Origin of the sequence: Mycolicibacter sinensis, from assembly GCF_001667945.1 — a bacterium.
Lineage (GTDB): Bacteria > Actinomycetota > Actinomycetes > Mycobacteriales > Mycobacteriaceae > Mycobacterium > Mycobacterium sinense_B.
The window spans coordinates 1-22741 of record NZ_LZJK01000067.1; the positions used below are offsets into that span (position 1 = coordinate 1).

The following is a 22741-nucleotide window of genomic DNA, read 5'->3' on the forward strand; positions in this document are numbered from 1 at the left end:
CCGACGTCGCCGGGCCGCCGCCCCGGCAGCGGCGATCGCGGTGATCGTCGACGCCGCCGGCGCGCGCTGCCCGGTCTGCAACGACCAGCATCGCCGGCTGGTCGATGCCCTGTCGCTGGAGTTGTCGCGCAACGACATTGCGCTGCTCAGCGCGCATGTGGTGGACCGGGTGGCGCGCGGGGGCCGGTGGCGCTGTGTCGACGGCTGCGGCGCGGGCGGCCCGGTCGAAGACCCGGCGGCGTCTCCGCTGGCCGCAGCCGCGGTGCTGGAGGGCAGGCGGCTGTATCCGCGCCGGGCGGACCTGCAGGCGGTGATCGCCCCCGACACCGCGTGCCTTGCCGCGGTGGCAGCCGTGATCGACGACCAAGCCGCAGACCGGGCGGCCGCGGTCGCTGCCGACGGTCAGCGCCGGGCCCGCCGCGATGTCGAAGCGATGCTGCAGGCCGTGGCCGCGTTGGCCGCCGGTCGCGAGCCAACCGAGGTGGAACTGGCGCGGCTTGGATGCTCGCTGACCGACGTTTTGGTCCGCGATACCTTGTGCGCATTGGCAATCGGCGAACACGCCAGCGACGCGGAGATGTTGTGGTCGATCTTGGCGCGCGCGCTGCCTGGTCCGTGGCGGGCCGACGCGCTGGTGCTGCTGGCGTTCAGCGCCTATGCGCGGGGGGACGGGCCGCTGGCCGGAGTGTCGCTGGAGGCCGCGTTGCGCTGCGTGCCGGATCACCGGATGGCGGGCCTGCTCGACACGGCGCTGCAGTCGGGATTGCGTCCGGACCGGATCCGCGGGCTGGCCGACACCGGATTTCGGCTGGCGGCACAGCTCGGCGTGCGGCTCCCGCAGCGGCAGGGCCTCGGCCGGCGCGCCGGCTGAGAGCAACCGGTCAGACCTTCTGAACCTTGACGGCGTGCGCCATCTCGTAGGGCAGGCTGACGTCGGTATGGCCGGGCATCACGATGGTCACGCCGTCGTCGGCGTCGGCCTCGACGGTGACCCGTGCGTTGGGCACCACACCGGCCTCCTTCAGCCGGGTGATCAAGTCGATGTCGCCTTGCACATGTTCGGTGAGCTGGCGCACCACCACCGCCACCGGCGAGCCGGCCGGCAACTCGGTCAACCGCACCAGGTCGGCCTCCCAAGGGCCGGAGTCCGCGCCGAAACCGAGATCCAGCAACCCGGGGATCGGGTTGCCGAACGGCGAGGTGGTGGGGTTGTCCAGCACCTGGACCAGCCGACGCTCGACCTCCTCGCTCATCACGTGCTCCCACCGGCAGGCCTCGGCGTGCACGTCTTCCAGCGGCAGCCCGATGATGTCGACGAGCAGTCGCTCGGCCAGCCGGTGCTTGCGCATCACCGACACGGCCAGCGCACGGCCCTTCTCGGTCAGTTCGAGGTGACGGTCACCGGCCACCCGCAGCAGCCCATCGCGCTCCATCCGGGACACCGTCTGGCTGACGGTCGGACCGCTTTGTTCCAGCCGCTCGGCTATCCGGGCACGCAAGGGGGTGACACCCTCTTCCTCAAGGTCGTAGATCGTCCTGAGGTACATCTCGGTGGTATCAACCAACTCATTCATTCCGCACCTTCCGTCGCAGCTGAGTCTACTTCGGCGGGCCTGCGCCCGGTGAGCCAGCGACGCCGATGGGACCCAACTGACAGACGCGTCCGCCGGGCCGCCGCAACGGCGCGGCGGCCCGGCGGAGCAAGGTCAGCTGGCGTAGGAACGCAACCGGTCGGCGCGTTCGCCGTGCCGCAGCTTGGCCATCACCTCGCGCTCGATCTGGCGGACCCGCTCGCGGGACAGGCCGAACAGCTTGCCGATCTGATCCAGCGTGCGCGGCTGCCCGTCGTCGAGGCCGAACCGCAGCCGGATCACCTGGTGCTCACGTTCGTCCAGGGTTGCCAGCACGCTGCGGATGTCGGTGTGCAGCAGCTCGGAGATCACCGCGTTCTCCGCGGACATCGCCTCGGAGTCCTCGATGAAGTCGCCCAGCGGCGCCTCCTCGTCGGAGCCGACCGGCATATCCAGGCTCACCGGGTCGCGGCTGTGCTCCAGCAGGTCGTTGATCTTCTCCGCCGGGATACCGGATTCGGCGGCCAGCTCCTCATCGGTGGCCTCGCGCCCGAGCTGCTGATGCATCTCGCGCTTGATCCGTGCCAGCTTGTTGACCTGTTCGACCAGGTGCACCGGCAGCCGGATGGTGCGGCTCTGATCGGCCATGCCACGGGTGATGGCCTGGCGGATCCACCACGTCGCGTAGGTGGAGAACTTGAAACCCTTTGCGTAGTCGAACTTCTCCATCGCGCGGATCAACCCGAGGTTGCCTTCCTGGATCAGGTCCAGCAGCGGCATCCCGCGGCCGGTGTAGCGCTTGGCCAGTGAGACCACCAGGCGCAGGTTGGCTTCGAGCAGATGCCGGCGGGCGGCCTCGCCGTCACGGACCACCGCGGCCAGCTCGCGCTTGCGCTTCTCGCCGAAGCGCTTGCGGGTTTCGAGCAGGTGCTGCGCGTAAAGCCCGGCCTCGATGCGTTTGGCGAGCTCCACCTCGTCGGCGGCATTGAGCAGTGCGGTCTTGCCGATACCATTGAGGTACACCCGCACCAAATCCGCGGCTGGACTCTGCGCGTCCAGATCGCCGTCGATCCGACTGATGGTGGCATCTGCCTTTGCCATTACGGCCTCCCGTTGATCGGCTTCAGCTGTCACAAGTGACAACGTCCAACACGGGTGCAGAGTTCCCGCCCGATCGGTTTTCCACACCACTTGACGTGCGGGAATACACCGATGACTTTGAGAATGTGTTAAGAACCGGTACCGTGCGGCGGCTCGTCGGCGGCGCCGCCGCCCGGCCGGCCCGGCTCGGGACCCGGCTCGCAGGTCGCTGATCCGGGCTCGGTCTGCGGAGGCCACGGACGCTCCAGCGCGCGGCGCGAGGCGGTAGGGAACAGCGGGGTATGGGTCGGTGCGGCGTCGTAGCGGCGCGGCTCATCGGCGCTGCGCGGTGGGCGGTCATTGGCGATCAGCACCGCCATCCACGGCAGCGGTATCGACGCGAGCAGGATCAGCAGTGAGATCAAGCCGTTGTGCCAGGCTCCGTAGGCGATCGCGGCCAGGATCAACGCCGGCACCCGGAACGCCATCAGCGTCAGGTACTTGCGTACCCGTTCACGGTGCTGCTGTTCGTAGGACGGGGCGGCCGCGGTGATGAGCACCGGCCGACCGTCGTCGTCGAAACCCAGCTCGGGGCCGTGCTTCATCACTCCACTGTCCCACACCGAGCGGGGTCGCGGCAGGTGGGGTTTTAAGATCCGTTGCGTTCTGGGCACAATGGGCAGATGGGCACACAGACCGACACCCTCGAGCGCACCGATGCCGAGGAACGCGTCGATGACGGGACCGGCGGCGACACCCCGAAGTACTTCCACTACGTCAAGAAGGACAAGATCGCCGAGAGCGCGGTCATGGGCACGCACGTGGTGGCCCTGTGCGGGGAGGTGTTCCCGGTGACCAAGGCGGCGAAGCCGGGATCGCCGGTCTGCCCGGACTGCAAGCGGATCTACGCGACCCTCAAGAAGGGCTGACCGGGTCGTCGTCGCCGGCGTCGGTTCGCGCCGTCCGGGACAGCACCCAGTTGCGGAGCTGACGCAGGTGGGTCGGCTGCGCCGGCCACTCCTCCTGAACGGCGGCGTTGAGTTCCGCGCCCAGCATGATGGCGAAGCCGAGCAGAAACGCGAACAGCAGGAAGGCGATCGGCGTTGCCAGCGCTCCGTAGGTGTAGCCGGTGCTGGTGATGTAGCGCAGGTAGACCCGCAGACCCAGGGTGGCCACGACGAACACGGTGGTGGCCAGCACCGCACCGATCACCAGCCGGTGTGAGGGCAGGGGCTTGGGCAGCGATACCCGGTAGAGCACCGTCACCGCCACCAGCAGCCCCAACACCAAGGTCGGGTAGTAGCCGAACCGCAGCAGATCCGTCCACCGGTCGGGAAGGTGTTCGGCCACCGCGTGCGGGCCCAGCGCGGCGAACGGGGCCGCGGCGACGGCGATGACCAGCATCGCCACGTACAGCCCCAGCGCGAAGAACCGTTGGCGCACTGGGTGGCGCAGCGGGGTCTGATCGTGGGCCTCGACGACCGAGTCGACGAACGCCGAGATCGCCGAGGACCCGGCCCACAGCGAAATCACGAAACCCAGGGAAACCACCTCCCCGCGTGCGTTGGAGACGATGTCGCGCACGGTCGGTTCGATGATCTCCACCACCACATTCTTCGAGAAGAAGCTGCTGGCCATGCCGATCAGCCGGTTCTGGATGGTTGCCAGCGTGTCCGGGCCGAACAACGGTGCCACATACGACAGGCTGCCCAGCATCCCGAGCAGCAGCGGTGGCAGCGACAGCACCGACCAGAAGCCCGCCTGCGCGGACTCGGCGAAGATGGAGTCGTCCCAGCTCTTGGCCAAGGTGCGGCGGGCGATGCGCAGCAGGTGATGTCGGGAAGGTTTGGGAATCTGGTCCATCATGACCAGCCCAGCATTCCTGACGAGTGGTGCTACTGCACACTTCCCGCCGGCGGGCGTGTTGCGCGCGGGTTGCGGTTACGCCTCGGCCGGAGTGCTGACCTGCAGCACGGCGGCCAGTTCGATCAGCTTGGCTTCGTGCTCATTGGCGTGATGCTGGCAGAACAGCAGCTCGGCTCCGGAGGGCAGCGTGGCGCGTACGCGGGCGGCCGCACCGCACCGGTCGCATCGATCAGCCCGAGTCAGTTCGGGACTGGTCAGAGTCGCGTTCATGGGCTCCTCCGTTTCTCGCGGGTCTGTCAAGTGTGTCAGACGCCTGGGCGTTCGGCGTTGTTCCTGGCTTCGGCTGTGTCGTGTCTCACCCTTGCCCGGCGCTAAGGCAGGATCGGAGGCGATGAAGTATGCCGGTGTCCTCGTTCACCTGTGCGGCGCCGCCGAATGGGCGGGCGCGCAGGCGTCGGGTGCGCTGTGCCCGGAGTCGTTGGACACGGTGGGCTTTGTGCACCTGTCGACGCCGCAGCAGGTGCACCTGCCCGCCAACCGGCTCTATCGGGGCCGCACGGATCTGGTGTTGCTGCAGGTGGATCCGGCCAAAGTGGGCGCGCCGGTGCGTTGGGAGCCGGGCGTACCGGGCGATCCGGAGGCGATGTTGTTCCCGCACCTGTACGGCCCGTTGCCCGTTGGCGCGGTGATCGATGTCACGGAGTATCGGCCGGGCCCGGACGGGGTGTTCGCCGCGGCCGATTGAGGTTGATCGGGGTGGTCGGTTTGGCCGCGGACGCCCGGGTGAGTTCGCTACGGGCGAACGTGGTTTGCGCCTTGCTGATCAAAACGGCGGGCACTCGCGGCCACGCGGCGGCCACAGCGTTGATGGCGTCGAGCACTGCAGGGTTCAGATCGGCCTCCGGCGGCACCCGGTGGCCGTGAGTCGCGGCGCGCTTCAGCAGTGTGGCGAACGTCTGGGACGACGCGTCATCCGTCGGCATGCTGGGCGATCCTACGCCGCGGCACCGCCATCGGCGCCTCAGACAGCGCGGGCTTCGACGATGGCCAGCGGGCTTGTGGTGGGGATCACGCGCTGCAGCTCGAATCCTGCCTGGGACAGCAGCTCGGCGTACTCCCGCCGGGTGCGTTCGTATCCGCCGGCGGCAACCAGCATCTCCAGGTCGAGCACCAGGCCGAGGTGGGCGGGAGCGCCTTCGGGCAACACCATCTCGAACAGCAGCACCTTGCCGCCGGGCGCGATGGCGGCCCGCACGTTGCGCAGAATCTGCAGCGACTTCTCGTCGTCCCAGTCGTGGATGACGGTCTTGAGCAGGTAGGTGTCACCGCCGGCGGGGACTGACTCGAAGAACGACCCGCCGGTGATCTCGCAGCGCGACGCCACCTCGCCGTTGACCGTGGCGCCGGCGACCACCGCCGGCAGGTCGAACAGCACACCGCGGGCGCCGGGCGTCTGACGCAACACCGCGGCCAGCAGTGCGCCGTGGCCGCCACCCACGTCCACGATCAGCTTGCTGGCGCTGAAATCGTATGCGGGAACGGCGCTTTCGATCGCCACCGCGGACGCCCCGGTCATCGCGTCATTGAAGACCTGCGCCAGCTCGGGGTCGGTGTCCAGGTACTCAAAGAAAGACATCCCGCGGACCTTGCCGACGGCGGTCTCGCCGGTCCGCACCGAGTGGTCCAGGTTCGACCAATGTTCCCGGTGCGCCGGGTTGCCGATGAACGCGATCATCGGCGCCACGCTGACCGGGTTGTCGGAGACCAGGGCTCGTCCGGTACGGGTCAGTGCGAACCGGCCGTCGCGGCGCAGTTTGAGCACCGACTGGCTGGCCAAGGCGCGCATGAGCCGATAGGTGGCGCGGGGATCGGTGCCCACTCGGTGGGCGACCTGGTCGGCGGTCAGCGGACCGTCGGCCAGTGCGTCGGCGATCCCCAGTCGCACCGCGGCACTCAGCGCCTGAGTCAGCCAGCCCCCGAATCCCAGCTCCATAACCGCGACGGAGGCGGGCACTGTGGCCTGGCGCAGGCGCTGCAGACCACCACGGAATGCGTTGACGGCATTGAGGACTATCGCCGGCGGTGTTTTGGCCATCGGGGGTGCGCGCTAGTCGAGGTAGTCGCGCAGGACCTGAGAGCGGCTGGGGTGCCGCAACTTCGACATCGTCTTGGATTCGATCTGACGGATGCGTTCACGGGTGACGCCGTAGACCTGGCCGATCTCGTCGAGGGTGCGCGGCTGACCGTCGGTGAGCCCGAACCGCAGCCGCACTACGCCGGCTTCGCGCTCGGAGAGCGTCTCGAGCACCGACTGCAGCTGGTCTTGGAGCAGGGTGAACGAGACGGCATCCACAGCTACGACAGCCTCGGAGTCCTCGATGAAGTCGCCGAGCTGGGAGTCGCCCTCGTCGCCGATGGTCTGGTCCAGCGAGATCGGCTCGCGGGCGTACTGCTGGATCTCCAGCACCTTCTCCGGGGTGATGTCCATCTCCCGGGCGAGTTCCTCAGGCGTGGGCTCGCGGCCCAGGTCCTGCAGCAGCTCGCGCTGGATGCGGCCGAGCTTGTTGATCACCTCGACCATGTGCACCGGGATGCGGATGGTGCGGGCCTGATCGGCCATGGCGCGGGTGATGGCCTGGCGGATCCACCAGGTGGCGTAGGTGGAGAACTTGTAGCCCTTGGTGTAGTCGAACTTCTCGACCGCGCGGATCAGGCCCAGGTTGCCTTCCTGGATCAGGTCCAAAAACGCCATGCCGCGGCCGGTGTAACGCTTGGCCAGTGAGACCACCAGCCGCAGGTTCGCCTCCAGCAGGTGGTTCTTGGCCCGGTCGCCGTCCCGGCAGATCCACGCCATGTCGCGCCGGTAGGCGACGGCCAGCTTCTCGCCTTTCTCGGCGTGCTCGGCCATCTTCTGGGTGGCGAACAGACCGGCCTCGATCCGCTTGGCCAGCTCGACTTCCTCTTCGGCGTTGAGCAGCGCCACCTTGCCGATCTGCTTGAGGTAGGCGCGTACCGAGTCGGCCGAGGCGGTGAGCTCGGCGTCCTTGCGGGCCTGGCGCAGCGCTTCGGACTCCTCTTCGTCCCAGACGAAATCGCCTGAGGCCTTGTCCTTCTCGGAGGGTTCGGCGATTTCGTCGTCATCGTCGGCGTCGTCGGTGGCCGGCTCCGCGGTCGCCGACGCCTCGTCGCCGTCGGCATCCGCCTCGGCGTCGTCCTCCAGTTCGTCCAGGCTCAGGTCGGCGTCGTCGATGTCGTCGTCACCGGGTTCGCCGTCGAGTTCGGCGTCGGTGTCCAGATCCTCGGCCGCGAGGTCGAGGTCGGCGTTCTTGGCGCCCTTGGCGGCGGTGGCCTTCTTGGCCGGGCCCCGGGTCGACCGGGTCTTGGGCTTGGTGTCGCCGTCGTCGTTCTTGGCGGCGGAGCTCTTGGTCGCCGGGCGCGCCGTCGACTTGGCGGCCTTCTTGGCCGGGGCGGCCTTCGTCGCGGTGCGCTTGGCCGGACTCTTGGTGGCGGCCTGGGCAGTCGACTTGGCGGCGGCTTTGGCGGGTGCCTTGGCGGCACTCCGCTTCTTCGGCTCCTCAGTCGCCGGCTTTGCCTTGCTCGCTGCCACGTCCACCCCTTCGGTCGGACTGACTTTCGGTTCGCAGGGCCGTGCGCAACCGAAAGTGTCGGGTTATGTCGAATGTCGGCTCTATATCAGTTGGGTGATCAACTGGGATAGTCGCCGCTATCGGTTAGGCGGCCGCCGCCGACCATTGTAACGACAGCCGGCGGGGACACTCGCTGAGCGGGCGGAATTCACCGGGTGACGTCGGTGGCCGACGCCATCGCGGCCCCGACGATTCCCGCGGTGTTCTGCAGGGTCGCGGCGACCACCGGAGTCCGGTTGCCCAGCAGCGGCACCCACTGGTCGGCTTTGCGACTGATGCCGCCGCCGACGATGATCAGGTCCGGACAGAGCGCGTTCTCGATGGCCACCAACACCTTGGTCACCTGCTTGGACCACTTCATCATGCTCCAGTTCTTGCGCTCCTTGACCGAGGCGGCGGCCCGGTGCTCGGCTTCCTTGCCGTCCACGTCGATATGTCCGAGTTCGGTGTTGGGCAGCAGCTTTCCGTTGTGGATCACCGCCGAGCCGATCCCGGTCCCGAATGTGAGCAACACAACCACGCCGGTGTTGTCTTTGCCTGCCCCGAAGCGCTCTTCGGCCAGGCCGGCGGCGTCGGCGTCGTTGAGGATGACCACGGGTTGGCCGTCGAGTGCGGCCGCGATCGCCGCTTGCGCGTTGACTCCGATCCAGGACTTGTCGACGTTGGCGGCGGTCTGCACCACACCGTCGATCACCACACCGGGATAGGTGACGCCCAGCGGGCCGGTCCAGCCGAAGTGCCGGACCACCGCGGCGACGGTCTCGGCGACCGCCGCGGGAGTGGCGGGGCTCGGCGTGGGCAGCTTGTAGCGTTCGCCGACCAGCGCGCCGGTCGCGAGATCGACGACACCGCCCTTGATGCCGCTGCCGCCGACGTCGACGCCGAACGCCGGCTGTAGCGGTCCGGTGCCGGCGGTTGCGGCCGCGGGCGCGCCGGTCGGGACAGCGGTCGAGTCAGTGCCGGTCATGCATCTCCTCTGCCGGGTCGGTGGTCAGCAGGTGCCGGAATGGATCTTGGTCAGCAGCGTCGGGTCCGGTAGTCCGGTGGCGTCGGGACGCAAGCCTGCCAGCGCCGCTTCGATGTCGTCGCTGTGGGCCAGGCTGACGAAGTCGCTTCCGACCGCCAGGTCGACGGAGTCATCGGGGCGGTCGTCGCGAAACAACTCGGTGCACGGGGCGACCAGCCACAGGGCCGCCGCGGCGGCCTGGCCTGCCTCGCCGAAGCGGATCTGGCCCTGGCAGTCCAGCCGGCCGTTGGCGTAGACCGGGTCGTTGGCGGCGGTCGGCTGGGCGAAGCCGTCATCGCGCAGGGCGTCGGCGACGTCGGCGGCCTGCCCGGCCCGGCCGCTGGCGTTGAGGACCCGAGCCTTGATGTCGGCCAGTTTGGCCGGGGTGGTGGTGATCATCGCGGCGCGCGGGACCTGGGTGCCGAGCCGCGGCTGGTCGGGCTCGGTGGGCGCCGGCGGGGCGTTGCACACCGCGACCTCGTGGACGTCGGCCGGCCGGGTCAGCGCGACCGTCCACGCCACCGCGGTCAACAACGCCAGCGCGGCCAGGGCATAGGCGGCGGGTCGATAGTTGCGCCGACGGAACGGCAGACCGTGCTTGTCGAATTCGCTGCCGGAAGTGATTTGCGCGACCACGTACGCACTCTAGAGGGCGCGCGCGCGAGCGATCACCGTGGTCAGGAATATAATGTGATGCAAATCACAGTTGATCTGAGCGCGTTCCGGGCACGAATCATTTGGTGGATGCGTTCGACGCTGGTACAAAGCTCGCGCAGGGTTACAGGGGACTGAGGGGAGAAGACGATGGCTACCGACTACGACGCCCCGCGGCGCACCGAGACCGACGACGTTTCCGAGGACTCACTCGAGGAGCTCAAGGCCCGGCGGAACGAAGCGCAATCCGCCGTGGTCGACGTCGACGAATCCGAGTCCGCCGAGTCCTTCGAGCTGCCCGGCGCAGACCTGTCGGGCGAGGAACTGTCGGTGCGGGTCGTTCCCAAGCAAGCCGACGAATTCACCTGTTCGAGCTGCTTTCTGGTTCAGCACCGCAGCCGTTTGGCCAGCGAGAAGAACGGCGTGATGATCTGCACCGACTGCGCGGCCTGACCCGGACCGTCCCTCAACCCTGTAGCGCTGCCAACACCCGCTGTGGCTGACGGCAGCTGATCAGCCAGTACGGCGTCGGGTCATCGGGATCGTCGAGGACGACCAGCAGCATAGGTCCCACCCAGCCGCGATGCACCACATACGCTGCCGGATCGAGCTGGCGGCCCAGCGCCGCCGACTTGGCCGACGCAGGAACCTCGGCGGCGCGGGCGATCACGCTGGCCGGCAGGTGCGCCTCGCCGACCCAGAGCTCGGTCCGGCCGCCGGTTTCGGTGACCCGCACCTGGATGCGTCCCAGCCACAGCAGGGCGGCCACGGTGATCGCGAAGAAGACGGCGAACGGCACCCAGCCCGGCAGGCTGCGCAGGCCCAGCCGGACCTCGTAGGCCATGAGCCCGTTGCCCAGGAACCCCAGCGGCCACCACCACCACGGCACCCACAGCTGCTCGCGGTACCGCACGGTTTGCGGTGCCCGGTGGTTCAGGCGCGATTCCGACATCCGGCTAAGAGTAGTCTTGCGCCTCGTGTCGCCCAGTCTCGCGGTTGTTCGCCTGGATCCTGATCTGCCCCTGCCGAGTCGTGCTCATGCCGGCGACGCCGGCGTCGACCTCTACAGCGCGGTCGATGTCGAGCTGGGCCCGGGCCAGCGCGCCCTGGTGCCCACCGGTATCGCGGTGGCGATTCCGTTCGGCATGGTCGGCTTGGTGCACCCGCGGTCGGGTTTGGCTGCACGGGTAGGGCTTTCGATCGTCAACAGTCCGGGAACGATCGACGCCGGCTACCGCGGCGAGGTTAAGGTGGCATTGATCAACCTGGACCCGGCGACACCGATCGAGATCCATCGGGGAGACCGGATCGCTCAGCTGGTGGTGCAGCGGGTGGAGCTGCCCGAACTGGTCGAGGTGACGTCGTTCGACGAGGCCGGGCTGGCGGGAACCAGCCGCGGCGGCGACGGACACGGCTCGTCGGGCGGGCATGCGAGTTTGTGACAGGCAAGTGACGAAGATGGGCGGCTGTGATGGCATTCGGTAGGGGCAAGCGCAAGACCGGCGCCGACGAGCCGACGCGCGCCGAGCCGGAACCCCAGGAGCTGGAGAACCTGCAGGACGTGGACGGGGACTCTGACGAGGAGCTCGTGGGCCCGTTCGACATCGACGATTTCGACGACCCGGCGGCCGCGGCGACGGCCCGTCTGGACCTGGGTTCGGTGCTGGTGCCGATGCCCGCGGGCGCCCAGGTTCAGGTCGAGCTGAGCGAGGCCGGCGTGCCCAGCGCGGTGTGGCTGGTGACGGCCAACGGGCGGTTCAACATCGCCGCCTATGCCGCCCCCAAGTCGGCGGGGCTGTGGCGCGAGGTGGCCACCGAGCTGGCCGACGCGCTGCGCCGGGACTCGGCGAATGTCAGCATCATCGACGGCCCGTGGGGCCGGGAGGTGGTCGGATCGGCGACCGGCGCGGTCCGGTTCATCGGCGTCGACGGCTACCGCTGGATGGTGCGCTGCGTGGTCAACGGCCCGCACGAGTCGATGGACGCGCTCACCGAGCAGGCACGGGAAGCCTTGGCGGACACCGTGGTCCGGCGCGGCGACACCCCGTTGCCGGTGCGCACCCCGTTGCCGGTGCGACTGCCCGAGCCGATGGCCGAGCAGTTGCGGGCCGCCGCGGCGCAGCAGGCCGCGATGGCCGCCCAGCAGGCCGCCGGACAGCAGCCCCCCGGCGGTGACGTGCCGCCTACGCCGGCTGCGCGCCGCAGCGTGGAAGGCTCCGCGATGCAGCAGTTGCGCACCATCACCGGCGGCTAGCGCAGCTGGGCCGCCGCATCCAGCCTGGCGGCTCGCCGCTAAATGGCGTCGCCCAGCGCCGTCAGGCACGCGGTGCCCAACGCGGCCGGGTCGGCACCGATCTGCTCCAGCGTCACCGTGCACAGCGCCGCCCGCGGGGCGGCGGCCACCCATTCGGCGGCCGTCTGCAACGGATGCACCGGGTCGTCGACGGCCGCGGTCACTCCCAGGGGCGCCGCCAGGGCGGCCAACTCGGCGCACGACGGCGCCACGTAGGCCGCGGCCTGCTCCAGGGCGTCGGGCAGCTGCGGCCACTGGGTGGTCCACGAGCGGGTCAGCTCGTCGGCGAGCCAGGCCGGGCTGGTCGCCCGCATCTGGGCCACCACCGCCGGCAGCCCCTCGCGGCGCAGCTGCTCGGCGCTGTAGCGGGCGGCGTGGGCGGCCGGGGCGGTATCGGGGGCGCCCGTCCACGCGGGCAGTGCGGCCAGCACCGCGATCACCTGGCCGGGATGTTGCAGCGCCCACGCGGTGCCCACCGCCGCGCCGATCGACACACCGCCGACGATGACCGGCCCGGACCGGGCCGCGGCGTCCAGCGCCGCAAGATAGCCCTCGATCAGGTGTGCCGGTCGCGGGCGGTGTGCGACCAATTCGGCCCCCACCTGCTGTAACGGGGCGCCAAACGCCCGGCGGACGTAGTCGTCGTCGGATCCGGTTCCCGGCAGCAATACGGCGGTGACGCCATGCAGATCGAATGCCACCCGTTGATCGTGCCCGGTGTTGCAAACCGCCTCGTAGGCCGGTCGTGTGGCATTAGGTAATCAACAGGTCTACCGTAGCGGGCGCACACAATTGAGGGAGAGGGCAATGGCAGCGCCGAAGGGGTACCTGCGCCGGCTGACTCGGCGATTGACGGAAGATCCTGAGTTGCGCGATGTCGAGGAGTTGTCCGATGAGGCGCTCAACACCGGCGCCCAGCGCGCCATCGACTGCGAGCGTGGTCAAGAGGTCACCATGGTCGGAGTGCTGCGCAGCGTGGAAGCCAACGCCAAGGGCTGCGTGGGCGGGGTCCGCGCTGAGCTGTTCGACGGCACCGACACGGTGACGCTGGTGTGGCTGGGGCAGCGCCGCATTCCCGGGATCGATTCGGGCCGCACCCTGCGGGTGCACGGCCGGGTCGGGAAACTGGAAAGCGGCTGCAAGGCCATCTACAACCCGCACTACGAAATCCAGCAGTGATCGCACCGACCTCCCAGGGGCCGCAGCGGCTGCTGGACCAGATCGGCGGGGTGGCCGGGCTGATCTACTCGTCACTGCCGATCGTGGTGTTCGTGCCCACCTCCAGCGTCTTCGGCCTGCGGATCGCCGTGGTGGCGGCGCTGGGAGTGGCCGCGGCGGTGCTGGTGTGGCGGCTGATCCGCCGGGACTCCACCCAGCCGGCGGTCTCCGGATTCTTCGGGGTGGCCGTCTGCGCACTGATCGCCTATCTGATGGGCGACTCCAAGGGGTATTTCCTGCTGGGCATCTGGACCTCGCTGGTGTGGGCGGTGGTGTTCGCGGCATCGATGCTGATCCGCCGCCCGGTGGTCGGCTACATCTGGAGTTGGGCCAGCGGACAGAGCCTGGCCTGGCGCGAGCTGCGGGCGGCGATCTACGCCTACGACATCGCCACACTGACCTGGGTGCTGGTGTTCGGTTCCCGCTTCGCGGTGCAGCGGCTGCTCTACAACGCCGACGAAACCGGCTGGCTGGGGGTGGCGCGCATCGCCATGGGCTGGCCGCTGACCGCGCTGGCCGCACTGGTGACCTACCTGGCCGTCAAATACGTGCAGCGGGCGCTGGACCGGCGACCCGAGCCCGCCGCAGACGACCGCGAAGCCCGCTCAGTGCGCCGGTAGCACCAGCTCGCGCAGTTCGGTCTCCACCCCGGCGGACGCGACGAACAGCAGCTCGTCGCCGCCCTCGAGCGGCTCGTCGTCCTGCGGCACGATCACCCGCGTCCCCCGCAGAATCGTCACCAGTGCGGCGTCGCGGGGCAGCGACAGCTTGCGCACCGGCTTGCCGCCCCACGGGGTGTCGTCGGGCAGGGTGATCTCCAGCAAGTTGGCCTGGCCCTTGCGGAACTCGATGAGCCGCACCAGATCCCCGACCGCCACGGCTTCTTCGACCAGGGAGGCCAGCATGCGTGGCGTGGACACCGCCACGTCCACCCCCCAGGCGTCGGTGAACAGCCATTCGTTGCGGGGGTCGTTCACCCGGGCCACCACCCGGGGCACCGCGAACTCCGTCTTGGCCAGCAGCGACAGCACCACATTGGCCTTGTCGTCGCCCGTGGCGGCGATGACGACGTCGAAGTCCTCCAGGTGCACCGACTCCAGCAGGCTCAGCTCGCAGGCGTCACCTAGGTGCCACTGCGCATCGGCGATGTCCTCGACATCGATATGGTCGGGATTGCGCTCGATCAGCGTCACCTGGTGGTCGCTGTCGAGCAGCTCCCGGGCGATCGACCGGCCGACGGCCCCGGCCCCGGCTACGGCGACCTTCATTGCAGGTCCTCGCTCGGCGGCAGGGCGGCGATCGCGATCGCCTCGGCGACCCGGCCGGACACCGCGACAATGTAGACCTGGTCGCTGGCCTGAATGACCGTCTTGGGCTCGGGCAGGATGCCGGTGCCGAACCGGATCAAGAACGCCACCCGGGCGTTGACGGCGGCCTCGAGGTCGGTGACGGGGCGACCGATCCAGTCCTCGTGCAGCACGACCTCGGCGACGGCGACGGTGCCGGTCGGGTCACGCCACTTGGTGGTCTCGCTTTCGCGGGTCAGGGCGTCGAGCAGGCGATCGGTGGTCCAGGGCACCGTGGCGATGGTGGGAATGCCGAGGCGCTCATAAACCGCGGCCCGCTTGGCGTCATAGATACGGGCGACCACCCGCGCCACGCCGAACGTCTCGCGGGCCAGCCGCGCGGCGATGATGTTGGAGTTGTCCCCCGAGGACACCGCGGCGAACGCCCCGGCCTCCTCGATGCCGGCGCGCAGCAGCACGTCGCGGTCGAAGCCCATGCCCAGCACCCGTTCGCCGTTGAACTCCGGGCTGAGCCGGTTGAACGCGGTGGTGTCACGGTCGATGATGGCGACCTCGTGACCGATCCGGGACAGCCCGTCGGCCACCGAGGCACCCACTCGGCCGCATCCCATCACAACTACCCGCACGTGCACGGTCCTTTCGGCTGGTTTCGGCTGGCTATCGCCTGCAGTAGTGCCCGTATTCGGTGAACGCTACCGCCAGGGCCGGCCTGGCTTACCCTTGGCTCTCGTGTCGAAGATTTCCACCGCTGCCCGCCGGCTGCTTCTGGGCCGGCCGTTCCGCAGCGATCGGCTCAGCCACACGCTGCTGCCCAAGCGCGTTGCGCTGCCGGTGTTCGCCTCCGACGCGCTGTCCTCGGTGGCCTACGGACCCGAAGAGGTCTTCCTGGTGTTGTCGGTGGCGGGCATCGCGGCCTACCGGCTGACGCCGTGGGTCGGCCTGGCAGTGGCGTTCGTGTTCATCACCGTGGTGGCCTCCTACCGCCAGAATGTGCACGCCTACCCTTCCGGCGGCGGCGACTACGAAGTGGTCACCACCAACCTGGGTGCCACCGCGGGCCTGACCGTGGCCAGCGCACTGATGGTGGATTACGTTCTGACCGTTGCTGTTTCGATCTCGTCAGGGATCGCCAACATCGGATCGGCGATTCCGTTCATCGCCGATCACAAAGTCGCGTTCGCGGTGGGGACCGTCGTGGTGGTGGCCGCGGTCAATCTGCGCGGCATCCGCGAATCCGGTACCGCATTCGCCTTCCCGACGTATGCGTTCATGATCGGCGTCTTTGCGATGCTGGGCTGGGGGCTGTTCCAGATCTTCGTGCTGGACCATCCGCTGCAGGCTGAATCGGCGGCGTTCAAGATCCACTCGGCGCACGGCGAGGTGGTCGGTGTGGCCCTGGTGTTCCTGGTGGCCAAATCGTTCTCGTCGGGATGCGCCGCACTGACCGGTGTGGAGGCGATCAGCAACGGGGTGCCGGCGTTCCGCAAACCCAAGTCACGCAATGCGGCCACCACCTTGCTGATGCTGGGGGTTATCGCGGTGACGCTGATGATGGGCATCATCGTGCTGGCCCGTCAGACCGGGGTGAAGATCGCCGCGCGCCCGCACGAACAGCTGATCGGGGCGCCGGCGGATTACGACCAGAAGACCCTGTTGGCCCAGCTGGCCGAGACGGTGTTCCGCGGTTTTCCGCCCGGTTTGTGGATCATCGCCGGTGTGACCGCGTTGATCCTGGCGCTGGCCGCCAACACCGCGTTCAACGGCTTTCCGGTGCTGGGCTCGATCCTGGCCCAGGACCGCTATCTGCCGCGTCAGCTGCACACCCGCGGTGACCGGCTGGCGTTCTCCAACGGCATCGTGTTCCTGGCGGTGGTGGCCATTGCCTTCATCGTGGCGTTCGGCGCCGAGGTCACCGCGCTGATCCAGCTCTACATCGTCGGGGTGTTCGTCTCCTTCACGTTGAGCCAGATCGGCATGGTCCGGCACTGGAACCGGTTGCTGCGCACCGAAACCGACCGTGCGGCCCGGGTCAAGATGATGCGCTCCCGGGTGGTCAACACCATCGGCTTCGTCGCCACCGGAACGGTGTTGATCGTCGTCATCGTGACGAAGTTCGTCGCCGGCGCCTGGATTGCGATCGTGGCGATGTCGGTGCTGTTCGTCGTGATGAAGATGATCCGCCGGCACTACGACACGGTCAGCCAGGAGCTGGCCGAGCAGTCCGCCGCCCTGGACGACCAGGCGGTGCTGCCCAGCCGCAACCACGCCCTGGTGCTGGTGTCCAAGCTGCACCTTCCCACCCGCCGGGCGCTGGCCTACGCCCGGGCGACCCGCCCGGACAACCTGGAGGCGATCACCGTCAACGTCGATGACACCGAGACCCGCGCTCTGGTCCGCGAGTGGGAGGACAGCGACATCACCGTGCCGCTCAAGGTGATCGCCTCGCCCTACCGCGAGGTCACCCGCCCGGTGCTGGAGTACGTCAGGCGCATCAGCAAAGAGTCGCCGCGCACCGTGGTGACCGTCTACATCCCCGAATATGTGGTGGGCCACTGGTGGGAACAGCTGCTGCACAACCAAAGTGCGTTGCGGCTCAAGACGCGGCTGCTGTTCATGCCGCAGGTGATGGTGACCTCGGTGCCCTGGCAGCTGAACTCCTCGGAACGGCGCAAGGTGCTGGCGCCGCATCACGCTCCCGGCGACACACGGCGGGGTTTTCTCGAGTGATCGGTGACGAGCTGACCCTGGTCGCCGGGGCGCCCGCCAATGGCGGCAGTTGTGTGGCCCGCCAGGACGGCCGAGTGGTGTTCGTGCGTTACGCGCTGCCCGGCGAACGGGTGCGGGCGCGGATCACCGCCGAGCGCGGTTCGTATTGGCACGCCGAGACCGTCGAGGTACTCGAACCGGCGGACGGCCGGGTCGCCCCGCTGTGCCCGATCGCCGGCGTCGACGGTGCCGGTTGCTGCGACCTGGCGTTCGCCGATCCGGCCGTGGCGCGTGCGCTCAAGGGCGCGGTGGTGTCCAACCAGCTGGCCCGGCTCGGCGGCCATGACTGGGAGGGTTCTGCCGAACCGGTCGGAGACGACGGCCCGACCGGCTGGCGCACCCGGGTCCGCCTGGACGTCGGTGCCGACGGGCGGGCCGGATTTCACCGCTATCACAGTGATGAGCTGGTCACCGACCTGCGCTGCGGCCAGCTGCCCGCCGGGATGACCACCGGCCTGGCCGAGCAGAGCTGGCAGCCCGGCGACCACCTCCATGTGGTGGCCGACGACGACGGCGTTCGGCACGTGGTGAGCACCGGCCACAACCACCGCCCGCAGGTGCGTGAGGGCGACTACCACGCCACCCAGTGGGTCGGCCGCCGGCGTTGGCGGATCCCGGTGACCGCGTTCTGGCAGGCGCACCGGCAGGCGGCCGCGCACTACAGCGCGCTGATCACCGACTGGGCTGCACCGGAGGCGGGCATGACCGCCTGGGATCTCTACGGCGGCGCCGGAATCTTCGCCGCGGCACTGGCGCAGGCGGTGGGCGAGTCGGGCCGGGTGATCAGCGTCGACACCTCCCGGGCGGCCACCGGCGCCGCGCGGGCCGCGTTGGCCGATCTGTCGCAGGTATCGGTGTGCACCGACTCGGTGCGGCGGGTGTTGAGCGCTGCGTCCTCCGGCGCCGACGTGGCGGTGCTGGACCCGCCGCGCACCGGTGCCGGTCGGCAGGTGATCGAGGCGCTGGCCGCCGCCGGTGTACCGCGTATTGTGCACATCGGTTGCGAGGCAGCGTCTTTCGCGCGCGACATCGGCCTGTACCGCGCCCAGGGGTATACCGTGGAGCGGATCCGGGTATTCGACGCGTTCCCGCTCACCCACCACGTGGAGTGCGTGGCGCTGCTGACCCGCTGACTGCTGGCCGGCGATCGCGGTGCGCGGTGAGCGGGGCCGTCGACCACCGTCCCCGAAAGTGGGGCGCGAGGCCCCGCGGCAAAGAAGTCAGCCGAACACGAAGTAGCGCAACCACAGATACAGCGCCGCGCACGCGACCGAGACCGCGGTGACCACGATGCCTTTGCGGGTGAACTCCCAGAACGTGATCGGATTGCCTGCGCGGCGGGCGATCCCGAGCATCACCACGTTGGCGCTGGCCCCGACCGCGGTCAGGTTGCCGCCGAAGTCGGCGCCGAGCGCCAGCGCCCACCACAGGGCGTCCGGGTGCAGGTCGTTGGGGAGTGTGGTGCTCAGTTCGGCCACGATCGGCGTCATGGTGGCGACATACGGGATGTTGTCGATGATCCCGGACACCGGCGCGGAGACACCCAGTATGCCCATCGTGGTCAACACCGCGTTGCCCCCGGTGAGGTCGGCGGCAGCCTTGGCCAGAGTGGCGATCGCACCGGTGTCCACCAGCGCACCGACCATCACGAACAAGCCGGCGAAGAACAGCAGCGTCTCCCACTCGACGCCGGAAAGGTAGTCCGAGCGCTCCAGGCCGGAGATCACGATCAACACACCGGCGCCGAGCAAGGCCACCACCGACGGCTCCAGGTGCAGCGCGGAATGACCCATGAACGCGGCGAACACCGCGGTCAGCACCAGGCCGCACTTGATCAGCAGGCCGCGGTCGCGGATCGCCTCGCGCTCCTCCAGCGCCATCACGTCGGCGACCCGGTCGGGATCCACGGTGAACGAGCCGGGAAACAACCGGGGCAGCATGATGATCAACGCGGCCGTGACGATGACGACGATCGGCGCCAGGTGCACCAGGAAGGCGTTGAACGACAATCCCGCTCGGCTGGCGATGATGATGTTGGGCGGGTCACCGACCAGGGTGGCGGCACCGCCGATGTTCGAGGAGAACACCTCGGCCATCAGAAACGACGTCGGGCTGATCTCGAGCCGGTCACAGACCAGCAAGGTGACCGGGGCGATCAGCAGCACCGTGGTGACGTTGTCCAGCAGCGCCGACGCGACAGCGGTCACCAGCACCAGCAGGATCATGATCCGCAGCGGCGATCCCTTGGCGCGCTTGGCCGCCCAGATCGCGACATACTCGAACACGCCGGTCTGGCGCAGCACGCTGACGATGATCATCATGCCCAGCAGCAGGAAGATGACGTCCCAGTCGATCCCGGTCTGGCGGGAGTAGAAGATATCGTCCGATGAGATGACCGGCAGGATGACCACCGCCGCCGCACCGGTCAGCGCGACCAGCGTCTTGTTGACCCGGTCAGCGGCGATGAACGCATAGGCGGTCAGGAAGACCGCGACCGCCAGAAACGTCACCCGATCAGACTTCGAGGGCTGCGGCCAGCAACCGCGACGCGGTGATCACGCCGAGCAGTTTACCGTCCTTGACGACGGCGATCAGGGGGCTCCGCAGCCGAGCCATGGTCGAGGCCACCTCGATCAGGGTCTCCGCGGCGCCGGCGGTCGGCAATTCGTAGAGGTGTTCAGGCAGTACATCGCGCACTTTTTTGCCGCGCAGCTTCTCAGCGGCCCGGTCGGCCACGGTCTCGCTGAGCACACCGGCCAGGGACGGATCGTCCTGGATGTAGCCCGGCACGATGAAACGCACCACCTGCGAAGCCGGCAGCACCGCATACGGCCGTCCGGTCTGATCGGTCACCACGATGCCGGGCAGGCGGTGCTCGGCCAGCAGCCGGGCCGCGTCGAGCGCGTCTGAGTCGATGGCCACCACCGGGTACTCCTCGGCGATCTCCTCGGCATGCATACCCATGACCATACGGTGGGGTTTCGTTCTCGTGCGTAGACTGACCGGATGCTTGATGGGATCCGCGGCCCCGCCGATCTGCAGCACCTCTCGCAGGCACAGCTGACCGATCTGGCGGCGGAGATCCGGGAGTTCCTCATCCACAAAGTCGCCGCCACCGGGGGACACCTGGGGCCCAATCTGGGCGTGGTGGAGCTGACCCTGGCGCTGCACCGGGTATTCGACTCCCCGCATGACCCGATCATCTTCGACACCGGCCACCAGGCCTACGTGCACAAAATGCTGACCGGCCGCAACCGCGACTTCGACACCCTGCGCAAAAAGGGCGGGCTGTCCGGTTACCCGTCGCGGGCCGAGAGCGAGCATGACTGGGTGGAGTCCAGCCACGCCAGCTCGGCGCTGTCGTACGCCGACGGGCTGGCCAAAGCCTTCGAGCTGACCGGGCACCGCAACCGGCACGTGGTGGCCGTCGTCGGCGACGGCGCCCTGACCGGCGGTATGTGCTGGGAGGCACTCAACAACATCGCCGCCGGCAACCGGCCGGTGGTGATCGTCGTCAACGACAACGGCCGCAGTTACGCGCCGACCATCGGCGGTTTCGCCGATCACCTGGCCGCGCTGCGGCTACAGCCCGTCTACGAGCGGCTGCTGGAGCGGGGCCGCGCGGCGGTGCGCGGGGTGCCGGTGGTCGGCGAGATCGGCTACCAGATCATTCACAGCGTCAAGGCCGGGCTCAAGGACGCGCTGGCCCCGCAGGCGCTCTTCACCGACCTCGGCCTGAAGTACCTCGGCCCGATCGACGGCCACGACGAGGCCGCGGTGGAGTCCGCGCTGCGCCGCGCCCGCGGCTTCGGGGGGCCGGTCATCGTGCATGTGGTCACCCGCAAGGGCAAGGGCTACAGCCACGCCGAGAATGATGAGGCCGAGCAGATGCACGCCTGTGGTGTGATCGACCCGCTCACCGGGTCGGCCACCGAGACCGCCGGGCGCGGCTGGACGGCGGTGTTCTCCGACGCGCTCATCGAGTACGGCGCCAAACGCCGCGACGTCGTCGCGATCACCGCCGCGATGCCCGGTCCCACGGGGCTGGCCGCGTTCGGGCAGCGGTACCCGGACCGGATGTTCGACGTCGGGATCGCCGAGCAGCATGCGGTCACCTCGGCGGCCGGGCTGGCGATGGGCGGCCTGCACCCGGTGGTGGCGGTCTACTCGACGTTCCTCAACCGCGCGTTCGACCAGGTGCTGATGGACGCCGCGCTGCACAAGCTGCCGGTCACCCTGGTGCTGGACCGCTCCGGGATCACCGGCCCCGACGGCGCCAGCCACAACGGCATGTGGGATCTGTCGATCCTGGGCATCGTGCCGGGTATGCGGGTGGCCGCGCCCCGCGACGGCTTCCGGCTGCGCGAAGAACTCGGTGAGGCGCTGGACGTCGGTGACGGTCCCACGGCGTTGCGGTTCCCCAAAGGTGATGTGGGCGAGGACATCCCCGCGATCGAGCGGCGCTGCGGAGTGGATGTGCTCGCGGTGCCGGCGGACGGGCTGACCCCCGATGTGCTGCTGGTCGCCGTCGGCGCGTTCGCGCCGATGGCGTTGGCGGTGGCCGACCGGCTGCACAACCAGGGCATCGGCGTGACCGTGATCGACCCGCGCTGGGTGTTGCCGGTGCCGCAGGTGATCGCCGAGCTGGCGACTGCCCACAAGCTGGTGGTGACATGCGAGGACAACGGTGTCGCCGGCGGCGTCGGCTCGGCGGTGTCGGCGGCGCTGCGGCGCGCCGAGATCGACGTGCCCTGTCGTGATGTCGGTGTGCCGCAACGCTTCTACGACCACGCCTCCCGCGGCGAGCTGCTGGCCGAGGTCGGCCTGACCGCCCAGGACGTGGCCCGCCAGATCACCGGCTGGGTGGCGGCGATGGGCAGTGCCAACTGCGTCGAGGAGGTCAGCGAGCACCTGGACTAGCCGGGGGGTATCACCTTGTCGAACACCCAGGTGAACACGAACGTGTAGACGAGGAAGAACGCCAGCAGCCCGACTTCGAGTCCGAACGCCTCCAGCAGCGACACGCGCAGAATCGCGGCCACGATCGGCAACAACACCACAACCAGCCCGCCTTCGAAGCCGATGGCGTGCGCGATCCGGCGCCGCAGTGTGCGGGCGGGCGAGTCCTGGCGCCGCTCCCAGAGCTCGAAGATGGTGTTCCACAGGTAGTTCCACACCACCGCAACGGTGGATGCCGTCACCGCCATGACCCCGGAACTGCCGCCACCGAAGCCCAGAACGACCAGTCCCAGGGCGGTGAGCACGATAGCGATCAGCTCGTAGCTGATCACGTAGATGATCCGGCGAACAACTGGTGACACAAGGTTCTCCAG

General features: G+C 68.9%; 27 protein-coding genes. 11 read left to right on the forward strand and 16 right to left on the reverse strand.

Annotation, left to right across the window (positions count from 1 at the left end):
- On the forward strand, positions 1-871 hold an 871-nt coding region (locus A5694_RS09075), incomplete at its 5' end, for a DUF4192 domain-containing protein (RefSeq protein WP_064921511.1).
- 10 nt (positions 872-881) lie between these two features.
- Here A5694_RS09075 and A5694_RS09080 read toward each other — a convergent pair.
- From A5694_RS09080 to A5694_RS09090, 3 genes are all read right to left on the reverse strand, one after another.
- Positions 882-1574 carry a metal-dependent transcriptional regulator gene (locus A5694_RS09080; RefSeq protein ID WP_064921512.1) on the reverse strand — a complete coding sequence of 231 codons (693 nt, stop codon included), beginning with the start codon at positions 1572-1574 and terminating at the stop codon, positions 882-884.
- A 132-nt stretch (positions 1575-1706) separates the two neighbouring features.
- Entirely contained in the window at positions 1707-2672 is a 966-nt protein-coding gene (locus A5694_RS09085; RefSeq protein WP_064921513.1) for a sigma-70 family RNA polymerase sigma factor, read from the reverse strand.
- Between the two features lie 128 nt (positions 2673-2800).
- Positions 2801-3274: a DUF3099 domain-containing protein gene (locus A5694_RS09090; protein ID WP_109535647.1), complete on the reverse strand. Its 474-nt coding sequence runs from the start codon at positions 3272-3274 to the stop codon at positions 2801-2803.
- A 60-nt stretch (positions 3275-3334) separates the two neighbouring features.
- On the opposite strand from A5694_RS09090, the gene A5694_RS09095 reads away from it, so the two are divergent.
- Positions 3335-3580: a DUF3039 domain-containing protein gene (locus A5694_RS09095; RefSeq protein WP_064921515.1), complete on the forward strand. Its 246-nt coding sequence runs from the start codon at positions 3335-3337 to the stop codon at positions 3578-3580.
- Here the strand turns inward: A5694_RS09095 and A5694_RS09100 are convergent.
- Positions 3567-4517 carry a YihY/virulence factor BrkB family protein gene (locus tag A5694_RS09100; protein WP_064921516.1) on the reverse strand — a complete coding sequence of 317 codons (951 nt, stop codon included), beginning with the start codon at positions 4515-4517 and terminating at the stop codon, positions 3567-3569. The two genes, A5694_RS09095 and A5694_RS09100, sit on opposite strands and share 14 nt — an antisense overlap.
- A gap of 75 nt (positions 4518-4592) precedes the next feature.
- Positions 4593-4787: a DUF7455 domain-containing protein gene (locus A5694_RS09105; protein ID WP_064921517.1), complete on the reverse strand. Its 195-nt coding sequence runs from the start codon at positions 4785-4787 to the stop codon at positions 4593-4595.
- A gap of 121 nt (positions 4788-4908) precedes the next feature.
- Here A5694_RS09105 and A5694_RS09110 point away from each other — a divergent pair, with 121 nt between their 5' ends.
- The gene (locus A5694_RS09110; RefSeq protein WP_082952588.1) at positions 4909-5262 is read left to right on the forward strand and encodes a DUF952 domain-containing protein; all 354 of its coding nucleotides are present in this window, start codon (positions 4909-4911) and stop codon (positions 5260-5262) included.
- Positions 5263-5538: 276 nt separating this feature from the next.
- Here the strand turns inward: A5694_RS09110 and A5694_RS09120 are convergent, their stop codons facing one another.
- The 4 genes from A5694_RS09120 to cei form a co-directional block, all read right to left on the reverse strand.
- Complete coding sequence (locus A5694_RS09120; RefSeq protein ID WP_064921520.1) at positions 5539-6612, reverse strand: methyltransferase; 1074 nt, start codon at positions 6610-6612, stop codon at positions 5539-5541.
- Between the two features lie 12 nt (positions 6613-6624).
- Positions 6625-8124, reverse strand: coding sequence for an RNA polymerase sigma factor (locus A5694_RS09125; protein WP_064921542.1), 1500 nt, complete (start codon positions 8122-8124; stop codon positions 6625-6627).
- Positions 8125-8312: 188 nt separating this feature from the next.
- Positions 8313-9131: a polyphosphate--glucose phosphotransferase gene (ppgK, locus tag A5694_RS09130; protein ID WP_064921521.1), complete on the reverse strand. Its 819-nt coding sequence runs from the start codon at positions 9129-9131 to the stop codon at positions 8313-8315.
- Positions 9132-9155: 24 nt separating this feature from the next.
- Complete coding sequence (gene cei, locus A5694_RS09135) at positions 9156-9806, reverse strand: envelope integrity protein Cei (protein ID WP_064921522.1); 651 nt, start codon at positions 9804-9806, stop codon at positions 9156-9158.
- Positions 9807-9974: 168 nt separating this feature from the next.
- Between cei and A5694_RS09140 the strand changes: the two genes are divergently transcribed.
- Entirely contained in the window at positions 9975-10277 is a 303-nt protein-coding gene (locus A5694_RS09140; RefSeq protein WP_013829371.1) for a DUF4193 domain-containing protein, read from the forward strand.
- A 13-nt stretch (positions 10278-10290) separates the two neighbouring features.
- Here A5694_RS09140 and A5694_RS09145 read toward each other — a convergent pair whose 3' ends face one another.
- Entirely contained in the window at positions 10291-10776 is a 486-nt protein-coding gene (locus tag A5694_RS09145; protein WP_064921523.1) for a DUF3093 domain-containing protein, read from the reverse strand.
- Between the two features lie 25 nt (positions 10777-10801).
- On the opposite strand from A5694_RS09145, the gene dut reads away from it, so the two are divergent.
- Positions 10802-11266, forward strand: coding sequence for a dUTP diphosphatase (gene dut, locus A5694_RS09150; protein WP_019738980.1), 465 nt, complete (start codon positions 10802-10804; stop codon positions 11264-11266).
- 26 nt (positions 11267-11292) lie between these two features.
- Positions 11293-12078, forward strand: coding sequence for a DUF3710 domain-containing protein (locus tag A5694_RS09155; protein WP_419179710.1), 786 nt, complete (start codon positions 11293-11295; stop codon positions 12076-12078).
- Between the two features lie 38 nt (positions 12079-12116).
- Here A5694_RS09155 and A5694_RS09160 read toward each other — a convergent pair whose 3' ends face one another.
- A complete protein-coding gene (locus tag A5694_RS09160; protein ID WP_064921525.1) occupies positions 12117-12818 on the reverse strand; it encodes an alpha/beta fold hydrolase in 702 nt (233 codons plus the stop codon).
- A 106-nt stretch (positions 12819-12924) separates the two neighbouring features.
- Between A5694_RS09160 and A5694_RS09165 the strand changes: the two genes are divergently transcribed.
- Entirely contained in the window at positions 12925-13296 is a 372-nt protein-coding gene (locus tag A5694_RS09165) for an OB-fold nucleic acid binding domain-containing protein (RefSeq protein WP_064921526.1), read from the forward strand.
- Complete coding sequence (locus A5694_RS09170) at positions 13296-13955, forward strand: DUF3159 domain-containing protein (protein ID WP_419179711.1); 660 nt, start codon at positions 13296-13298, stop codon at positions 13953-13955. The genes A5694_RS09165 and A5694_RS09170 overlap by 1 nt, the downstream gene beginning before the upstream one ends.
- Here A5694_RS09170 and A5694_RS09175 read toward each other — a convergent pair.
- Both A5694_RS09175 and A5694_RS09180 read right to left on the reverse strand, forming a co-directional pair.
- A complete protein-coding gene (locus A5694_RS09175; RefSeq protein WP_064921528.1) occupies positions 13941-14603 on the reverse strand; it encodes a potassium channel family protein in 663 nt (220 codons plus the stop codon). The genes A5694_RS09170 and A5694_RS09175 overlap by 15 nt on opposite strands.
- Entirely contained in the window at positions 14600-15268 is a 669-nt protein-coding gene (locus A5694_RS09180) for a potassium channel family protein (RefSeq protein ID WP_082952590.1), read from the reverse strand. The genes A5694_RS09175 and A5694_RS09180 overlap by 4 nt, the downstream gene beginning before the upstream one ends.
- Positions 15269-15371: 103 nt before the next feature.
- Here A5694_RS09180 and A5694_RS09185 point away from each other — a divergent pair, with 103 nt between their 5' ends.
- Positions 15372-17369, forward strand: a complete 1998-nt coding sequence (locus A5694_RS09185) for an APC family permease (protein ID WP_064921530.1) — start codon at positions 15372-15374, stop codon at positions 17367-17369.
- A complete protein-coding gene (locus A5694_RS09190) occupies positions 17366-18541 on the forward strand; it encodes a class I SAM-dependent RNA methyltransferase (protein WP_064921531.1) in 1176 nt (391 codons plus the stop codon). The genes A5694_RS09185 and A5694_RS09190 overlap by 4 nt, the downstream gene beginning before the upstream one ends.
- Positions 18542-18628: 87 nt before the next feature.
- Here A5694_RS09190 and A5694_RS09195 read toward each other — a convergent pair whose 3' ends face one another.
- Together A5694_RS09195 and A5694_RS09200 are read right to left on the reverse strand one after the other, a co-directional pair.
- Complete coding sequence (locus tag A5694_RS09195) at positions 18629-19918, reverse strand: SLC13 family permease (protein WP_064921532.1); 1290 nt, start codon at positions 19916-19918, stop codon at positions 18629-18631.
- Between the two features lie 4 nt (positions 19919-19922).
- Entirely contained in the window at positions 19923-20366 is a 444-nt protein-coding gene (locus A5694_RS09200; protein ID WP_064921543.1) for a CBS domain-containing protein, read from the reverse strand.
- 48 nt (positions 20367-20414) lie between these two features.
- Here A5694_RS09200 and dxs point away from each other — a divergent pair, with 48 nt between their 5' ends.
- Positions 20415-22328, forward strand: coding sequence for a 1-deoxy-D-xylulose-5-phosphate synthase (gene dxs, locus A5694_RS09205; protein WP_064921533.1), 1914 nt, complete (start codon positions 20415-20417; stop codon positions 22326-22328).
- Here the strand turns inward: dxs and A5694_RS09210 are convergent.
- Positions 22325-22729, reverse strand: coding sequence for a PACE efflux transporter (locus A5694_RS09210; protein WP_064921534.1), 405 nt, complete (start codon positions 22727-22729; stop codon positions 22325-22327). The genes dxs and A5694_RS09210 overlap by 4 nt on opposite strands.
- Positions 22730-22741 lie beyond the last annotated feature (12 nt).